This window comes from Flavihumibacter cheonanensis, from assembly GCF_022352215.1.
Lineage (GTDB): Bacteria > Bacteroidota > Bacteroidia > Chitinophagales > Chitinophagaceae > Flavihumibacter > Flavihumibacter cheonanensis.
In genome coordinates this window covers 1-289 of sequence record NZ_JAKRWF010000084.1, presented here as the reverse complement: position 1 = coordinate 289, position 289 = coordinate 1, and the positions used below count along the sequence as shown (strand labels likewise).

Sequence of the window (289 nt, the reverse complement as noted above, 5' to 3'; positions counted from 1 at the left end):
CCGACCGGCTGGATACGATCGCAGGCGGTTTTGCGATTGGCCAGAAGCCAACCGGCACGCGCGATCCCTTCGGGCTGCGCCGCGCCGCGCTCGGTGTCCTGCGCATCCTGGTCGAGGGCCGGCTGCCGCTGAATCTGCGCGAGCTGATCGCAGCCGCGCTCGCCGCCGTGCGCGCCGACCTCGGCCGCATCGCCGGTGGCGCCGCTCCCGAGCTGCCGGAGTCGCTCCCCGAGGAGATCTACGACTACATGATGGAGCGGCTGCGCGCGTGGTGGCTCGAGGGCGGCCG

At 73.0% G+C, this 289-nt stretch carries 1 protein-coding gene; it reads left to right on the top strand.

Annotated elements, in window-relative coordinates; genetic code table 11:
* A partial coding sequence (locus MD536_RS21230; protein WP_239603793.1) for a glycine--tRNA ligase subunit beta occupies positions 1–289 on the top strand: 289 nt, incomplete at both ends.